The organism is Phytohabitans maris (genome assembly GCF_031085175.1).
GTDB lineage: Bacteria > Actinomycetota > Actinomycetes > Mycobacteriales > Micromonosporaceae > Phytohabitans > Phytohabitans maris.
In genome coordinates, this window is the sequence record NZ_JAVHUY010000054.1 from 60,709 (window position 1) to 68,225 (window position 7,517).

4 protein-coding genes and 1 pseudogene are annotated in these 7,517 nt (G+C 72.6%); 1 reads left to right on the forward strand and 4 read right to left on the reverse strand.

The window, feature by feature from the left end:
• Positions 1-64: 64 nt before the first annotated feature.
• From RB614_RS38165 to RB614_RS38180, 4 genes and pseudogenes are all read right to left on the reverse strand, one after another.
• The gene (locus tag RB614_RS38165; protein WP_308717582.1) at positions 65-1,267 is read right to left on the reverse strand and encodes an RNA polymerase sigma factor; all 1,203 of its coding nucleotides are present in this window, start codon (positions 1,265-1,267) and stop codon (positions 65-67) included.
• Positions 1,264-1,635, reverse strand: a complete 372-nt coding sequence (locus RB614_RS38170) for a YciI family protein (protein ID WP_308717583.1) — start codon at positions 1,633-1,635, stop codon at positions 1,264-1,266. Before RB614_RS38170 ends, RB614_RS38165 begins: the two co-directional genes overlap by 4 nt.
• Before the next feature lie 126 nt (positions 1,636-1,761).
• Positions 1,762-3,351, reverse strand: a pseudogene (locus RB614_RS38175) (MinD/ParA family ATP-binding protein); the annotation flags it as partial.
• A gap of 1,381 nt (positions 3,352-4,732) precedes the next feature.
• Entirely contained in the window at positions 4,733-5,575 is an 843-nt protein-coding gene (locus tag RB614_RS38180) for a diacylglycerol kinase family protein (protein ID WP_428983192.1), read from the reverse strand.
• A 129-nt stretch (positions 5,576-5,704) separates the two neighbouring features.
• Between RB614_RS38180 and RB614_RS38185 the strand changes: the two genes are divergently transcribed.
• Positions 5,705-6,991, forward strand: coding sequence for an adenylosuccinate synthase (locus RB614_RS38185; RefSeq protein ID WP_308717585.1), 1,287 nt, complete (start codon positions 5,705-5,707; stop codon positions 6,989-6,991).
• The last annotated feature ends 526 nt before the right edge of the window (positions 6,992-7,517 follow it).

Below are 7,517 nucleotides of genomic sequence, written 5' to 3' on the forward strand. Positions count from 1 at the left end.
GAGCAACGGTCCGGACCACCGCGGACATCGCGGTAGCTCAAAATATCTGTCTCTGGCAGATCCGCTAGCCGGCGGCCTTCGATTCCAGGTAGCGGCGCTCGGGCAGGCTCAGCGTGCGCTGGGCGGCCAGCCGGTACTGCTCGCGTGCCGCCGCCCGGTCGCCGGCGAGGTCGAGCAGGTGCGCGCGGACCGCGTGTACCCGATGATGGCCGGCCAGGGCCGGCTCGGCCGCGGCGCGCTCCAGCTGGGCCAGGCCGGCCGCCGGGCCGTACACCATGGCGACCGCGACGATGCGGTTGAGGGTGACCATCGGTCCGGGGGCGAGGCGGTCCAGGAGGTCGTAGAGGCCGAGGATCTGCCGCCAGTCGGTGTCTTCGGCGCGGGTGGCCTCGTCGTGCACGGCGGCGATCGCGGCCTGCAGCTGGTACGGCCCGATCTCGGTGACCGCCAGCGCCGCCATGACCAGCCCCACGCCCTCCGCTATCGCCGCGCCGTTCCAGAGCGTGCGGTCCTGCTCCGCGAGCGGTACCAGGCCGCCGTCCGCCCGGGTGCGGGCCGGCCGGCGGGCGTCGGTGAGCAGCATGAGCGCGAGCAGGCCGGCGACCTCGCCGTCGCCCGGCAGCTGGGCCTGGAGCTGGCGGGCGAGCCGGATCGCCTCGGTGGTCAGCTCGACGCGGTGCAGTGCCGGGCCGGAACTCGCCGTGTACCCCTCATTGAAGATCAGGTAGAGCACGCGCAGCACGGCGGCGAGCCGGGCCGGCCGTTCACCCGGGGAGGGCAGGCGAAACTCGGCGCCGCTCGCCTTGATCCGCTGTTTGGCCCGGCTGATCCGCTGGCCGATCGTGGCCTCCGGCACGAGGAACGCGCGGGCGATCTCCCCCGTGGTGAGACCGCCCACCGCGCGCAGCGTCAGCGCCACCTGCGAAGCCGTGGTGAGCGCCGGGTGGCAGCAGAGGAACAGCAGCGTGAGCGTGTCGTCGACCGCCGAGGGCGGCTCGGTGCCCGGCGGCTCGAGGAGCATCACCGACTCCTCGCGCCGCCGGCGGGCCACCTCGTTGCGCCACAGCTCGACGCGGCGGCGGGAGGCGACCCTGATCAGCCAGCCCCGCGGGTTGGCCGGCACGCCGTCGACCGGCCACTGGGTGGCGGCCGCGAGCAGCGCCTCCTGTACCGCGTCTTCGCAGGTCTCGAAGCCGCCGTGGTGCCGCACGAGCGCGGTGAGCACGTGTGGCGCGTGCTCGCGCAGCAGCGATTCGACCTCGGTCACATGTCGGGACCGTTCATCGCGAGGATCGGCCGCACCTCGACCAGGCCGAGACCCGCCTCCGGTACCCGCGCCGCGATCTCCATGGCCCGCTCGAAGCTCTCGCAGTCGACCAGGAAGAAGCCGGCGAGCTGCTCCTTCGTCTCCGGAAACGGCCCGTCGGTGGCGAGCGACTGACCCTCGGCCGCCGGCACCCGCCGCCCCTGCGAGGGGTCGGCCAGCGCCTCGGAGATGACCATTTCGCCCGAGGCGGCCAGGCTCTCGTCCAGCTCCGCGTACGCCCGCCATCCCTCGGCGCGCTCCGCGTCGGAGAAGCTCTCCCAGATCTCGCGCGACTTCGGGTTGTGCCAGATCATGATCAGATACTTCATCGGGTACCTCCGGGGTCTCGACGCCCTTTCCTACCCCATAGGTCGAGGCCGGCCGCCGATTTTCGACACGCCCGGCACCCCGACCTCCCTTCGATCACAGCCCAGCACCCCGACTCCGAAAGCTCTCTAGAGCCCCTCGGACACCGCCGCGGCCACCTTCAGCCAGGCGTCGAGAGTGGCGTTGGAGAGCTGGCCATACGGGATCGGCTCGCCGGTGTCGATCACGCGGTCGTACGGCGCGAGCAGCACCGCGCGGGTGCGCGCCTCGAAGTGCCGCTGTATCGGGACAAGGTCGATGTCCTTGGCGCGGGGTGGCATCGAGACCACCGTGACCGCCTGCCGCACCAGCCGGGTGCGCCCGGACTGCTCCAAGTGGTCGAGCATGCGGGCGGCGGGCTCGGCCGAGTCGTTACGCGCCGACATGGTGACGACGAGCTGGTCGGTGGCGTCGATGGCGGCCTGCCAGTTCTGCGCCCGCACGTTGTTGCCGGTGTCCACGAAGATCAGCTTGTAGAACCGGCTGACCACCTCACGGATCTCGCCGAACGCGTGTGCCGTCAGCATCTCGCCCGCCGTCGCCGACTCGTCCGACGCCAGTACGTCGAACATGCCCTCGCCCTGCGCCCGTACGTACTGCGAGAGGTCGCCCACCCGCCCCCGCGCGCCCTGAAAGCTGGAGAGGTCGCGGAGCATGTCGCGCACGGTACGGCTGTGGAAGTCCTGCTGCGCCCGCATGCCGAGCGTGCCCTGGGTCTCGTTGTTGTCCCAGGCCAGCACATAGCCGCCGCGCTTCTGCCCGAACGTCATCGCGAGCAGCAGCACCGCCACCGTCTTGCCGGCACCGCCCTTGGGGTTGACCACGGTCACCTGCCGCAGCCCGCCGAAGTTGCGCCGCACCTTTTCGACGTCCTGCCGGAACTCCTGCTCGTGGCGCCCGGGCGCCAGCTTGACCAGGCCCAGCGTGGACTTGTTGACCGCCGCCCGCATGCCGGTGCGGGCCACCGGCTCGGGCGGACGGACCGCACGGCGCCGCGCGAACTCCTCCGCCGTCGGCACGCCCGGCTCCGTCGGCCGCAAGGGCTGCTCCTGGTACGGCTGCTGCGGCACCCGATAGACGCCGGGCGCTTCCGGCCGGGGCGGCATCGCGGTGACCCCAGGGTGCACCTGGTGCGGCTGCCCGGCGCCAGGCTGGGTGGGGAGCGTCGCCGGGTCCCCCTGCGCCGCCGGCCAATCCTGCGCGGGGTACGCGTTCGCGGCGGGATGGCCACCCTGCGCAGGATTGGCCGGCGTGCCGTGCGGGGTGACGCCGTGCTGCGGGTGGCCGGGAGCCGCGCTTGAGCCGGGCGCGAAGGCCTGGCCCGGCGGTGCCGCCCACGGCGAACCGGGCGGGTGGTGCAACGGCGCGGCCCCGGCCCACGGGTCGGCGGGCGGCTGCAGCGACTGGTTGTTGGTGGGCACGTCATCCGCGCGCGGCGGCGCCCACCCACCCGCTGGCGCGCCGTGACCGTTGGGCGTGGGCGGCGGGGTCCACTGTGGACCGCCATTGGGTGGCGCGGCCTGGGCCGGTCCGGCGCCGTTCCCCGGTGCTCCGGCGCTGTTCCCGGCCGCTCCGGCACTGTTCCATGGCGCTCCGGCGCCTGGATAGGCGTGGCCGCCCGGGCCTTCGGCCGGCAGATAGGCGGCTGGCGGGGTGCCGGGCTGACCCCAGGCGGGCTGCCCGTATGCGGCCGGTTCGTGGGTGGCTGGCGTGTGGGCGGCCCGCCCTTGGGCGGCCGGTTCGTGGGCGGCTGGCCCGACGGCGGCTGGCTCACCGGTGGCCGGCCAGTTTCCGGCTGGCCTGTAGGCGAGTGGCTCGTCGATGGCTGGCCTGTCAGCGGCTGGCTCGTGGAGGGCTGGCCTGTCAGCGGCTGGCTCGTGGAGGGCTGGCCTGTCAGCGGCGGGCTCGTGGGTGGCTGGCCTGTCAGCGGCGGGCTCGTGGGTGGCTGGCCTGTCAGCGGCGGGCTCGTGGAGAGCTGGCACGGAGGTGGGCGGTGTCTCGGCGGGTGGGCCGGAAGCGGGCTGAGCATGGAGCGGTGGCCCGGAGGTGGGGTGACCGGGCGCCGGCGGGCCGGACACAGGTGGTGCCGACGTGGGCTGGCCGTAGGCCTCCGGCCCGGCTCCCGGCTGCGCGTATGCCTCCGGTGCGGGTCCCGGTTCGGCATAGGCCTCTGGCCTGGCTGCCGGCTGCGCGTAGGCGCCCGGCCCGGATCCTGGCTGCGGGTGGGCCGCCGGCCCATAGGGCTCTGGGCCGGCTCCCGGCTGTGCGTAGGGCTCTGGCCCGGAACCGGGCAGGCCGGGGAAGGCTGACCCGAAGGCGGGCGGTCCGGACGTGGGTGGCGCGGATGTGGGCTGCCCTGGCAGCGGCGGCCCCGAGGTGGGCGGTCCGGACGTGGGCCGGCCCGGCAGCGGCGGCACGGAAACGGGCTGGCCGGGCAGCGGCGGTCCCGAGGTCGGCTGGCCGTGTCCCGGGGTCGCCATCGGCCCGGCCGCACCGTAAGGCGCCGGTGGGTAGGCCGGCGGTGGGGCTGGGATGGCTGGTGGGATCGGCGGGGCGTACTCGGCCGGAGGCGACGAGGTCACCGGCGGGACCGACCCGGGCGGCAGTGACGGAAGCGGGATGCCGCCCGAGTGGTGGCCGGAGGAGATCGGGATGCCGGCCGCTGGTGCGGTGGCGATCGGCGGGCCGTTGTGCACCGGCGTGGGTGGCTCGACGTGCGGGGAGGTGCCGGCCAGGTGCCAGACGCCGGGTGGGAGGTTGTCGTTGCCGCTCGACCATCCCTGCGGCTCGGGCATCGCGGCGAAGCCGGGTGCCGGTGCCGGCGTCTCCGGGACGGCTGGCTCAGCGTACGAGCCGGGCGGCGGGAACGGCTCGGCGATCGGCTGCGGAGGCGGTGGCGGTGTCACGGGAGCTGGCGTGAGGTCTTCCTCCGGCACGTAGTCGGCCGTGGGCCACAGCGGCTTGACGCCGCGGTTTGGGCCGACCGGTACCTGACTCGACCTCGGCCGTTCCTCGTCCACCGTGCAACCTCCTCTCCCACCGGGCAGCCTCGCACAGGAGTCAGCGGACGTACACCGCCCAGGCTCCCGGCTCGATCCACCACGAGCGCTTGTGGCTCAGGGTGCCGTTGACGCCGTCGTCGCTGTACCCGATCTCGCCCTCGCGGGGGGTGACGGCGACGGCGCGGCCGCGCGCCCGGCGGACCTCGATCCGCACGCGGGGGCGGCGCAGCAGGCGCTGCGCGAGCATCGGAACGGCGACCGCGACCTCGATCACACCGTCGGCCGGGTCGGGGCTGGCGAGCAGTTGGAGCCCGTCGAGCCGCGCGTAGCCGGCGCCGTTGCCGACCGCGCACGCCAGTATGGCGTCTGAGCCATCGCTCAGCACGGCGTCGTCGACCTCCACCCGTCCGTGCCACATCGCCTCCCCACGCTCGGGAGAGGAGCCGACCAGCGCACCGTCGAGCGTGACCGAGCCACCATCGTTGCGGAGCAGGTCAAGGCGGCGCACCTTGTCGCCGAGCACCGCCTTGGCCACCTCGGCGGGGTCGCGCGGCAGGTCGAGCTGGGCGGCGAGGTCGTCGGCGGTGGGGTCGAGCGGGAGTACGCCGATCGGGGGCAGGTCGGGCACCGTACGGCTGGCGGGCAGGTCGGCGGGGCGCTTGCTGGGCGCCGGGGCGTACCGGCGGACCATGCGACGCACGACGGCGCGCAACTGCCCGTCGGTGGCCGCGGCGACCACCAGCCGGCGGCCGTCGAGGGTCGCGTCGATGTCGGCGTCGGACTCGGCGGTAACCGTCTGTACAGTGGCGCCGGCCGCCGCGAGCGCGTCGGCACAGGCGAGCACCGGCACGCGCGGAGCGCCACAACCGCCGCCGAGCGTGAGCAACACCACGTCGTACACCGGTGGTGACCCCCTGCTGATCTCCATGGCCAGCGCTGAGCTGGTCGTAACTTCTTGTTAGCCTGACACCTCGGGCTCGCCACGCGGTCGCCACATTGGCACCCGAGCCCCCAGTAAGGCGGGAAAGAGATGCCAGCGATCGTGCTCATCGGCGCCCAGTGGGGCGACGAGGGCAAGGGCAAGGTTACCGACCTGCTGGGGGAGCGGGTCCACTACGTGGTGCGTTACTCGGGCGGCAACAACGCCGGCCACACGGTGATCACGCCAGACGGCCAGAAGTACGCCCTCCACCTCATGCCGTCCGGCGCGCTCTCGCCCAACGCGATGATCGTCATCGGCAACGGCGTCGTCGTGGACCCCAAGGTGCTGATCGGCGAGATCGACGGCCTCGCCGAGCGCGGGGTGGACGTCTCCCGCCTGCGCATCTCCGGCGACGCCCACCTGATCATGCCGCACCACCGGGCGCTCGACCGCGTGGTGGAGCGCTACCTCGGCTCCGCGCGCATCGGCACCACCGGGCGCGGCATCGGCCCCGCGTACGGCGACAAGGTCGCCCGCATGGGCATCCGCCTCCAGGACCTGCTCGACCCCGGCATCCTCCGCAAAAAGCTGGAGCTGGTACTGCGGGAAAAGAACCAGATCCTGTTCAAGGTCTACAACCGCAAGGCGCTCGACCCGTCGGCGGTGGTGGAGGAGTACCTGGCGTACGCGGAGCGGCTCAGGCCGTACATCGCGGAGACCCGCACGATCCTGTGGGACGCGCTCGACCGGGGCGACACGGTCCTGCTGGAGGGCGCCCAGGCCACGATGCTCGACATGGACCACGGCACGTACCCGTTCGTGACCTCGTCCAACCCCTCGGCCGGCGGGGCGTGCGTCGGTGCCGGCATCCCGCCGACCGCGATCTCGAAGGTGATCGGGGTCAGCAAGGCGTACACCACGCGGGTGGGCTCCGGCCCCTTTCCGACCGAGCTCTTCGACGAAAACGGCGCCCACCTGCGCAAAATCGGCGCCGAGTACGGCACGACAACCGGCCGCGAACGCCGGTGCGGTTGGTTCGACGCGGTCGTGGCACGGTACGCCACCCGCCTCAACGGCATCACCGACCTCGTGGTGACCAAGCTCGACGTGCTGACCGGCCTGGAGAAGGTGCCGATCTGCGTCGGCTACGAGATCGACGGTGAGCGCATCGACAACATGCCGATGACACAGACCGCGTTCCACCACGCCAAGCCGATCTACGAGGAGCACGACGGCTGGTGGGAGGACATCACGAAGGCCCGCGCCTTCGACGACCTGCCGGCCAACGCGCGGGCGTACGTCGAGCGCATCGAGGAGATCGTCGGCACGCGCGTCTCCATCGTCGGCGTCGGCCCCGGCCGCGAAGAGAACGTCGTCCGCCACGACCTGATCTAGATGATCTATTCCAAGGGTGGGGTTCGCTCAGCGGTACTGGAAGTACGTTATGGCGGCCTCATAACGTACTTCCAGTACCGCTGAGCAGAGACTCGGTCCTCGATCGGCGGCCAGTGCCGCCCTGACGCCTCGGGCGGGCCGGTCGGGGCCGGGTGGGTTGCGGTCGCCAGGCGTGGAGGCTGAGGCTGCGGGAGCAACGGTCCGGACCCAACGCCCGGTCAGCTTAAGTTGATCAAGTCGGCCGACGGTACGTCCCGGGCGACCGCGGCGATCCTATGATCGACACTTCGGTCGGGATCGTCCCAGCAGATCGTGGTACGGATCGGCCCGCCTGGGGGCACCTGCGTACCACGATCTCGACGTCCGCCCGGTGCTGTCCTTGATCGATCGCGGCCCGGCTCGGGCCGGTCAACAGCCTGACGCTGCTGAGCGTGCCCAGCTCACGGCCTTGATCGAATCAGTGTGAGTGGCGTTGGGTCCGGACCGCGACGGGCATCGCGGTAGCTCATACCTTGGAATAGATCGT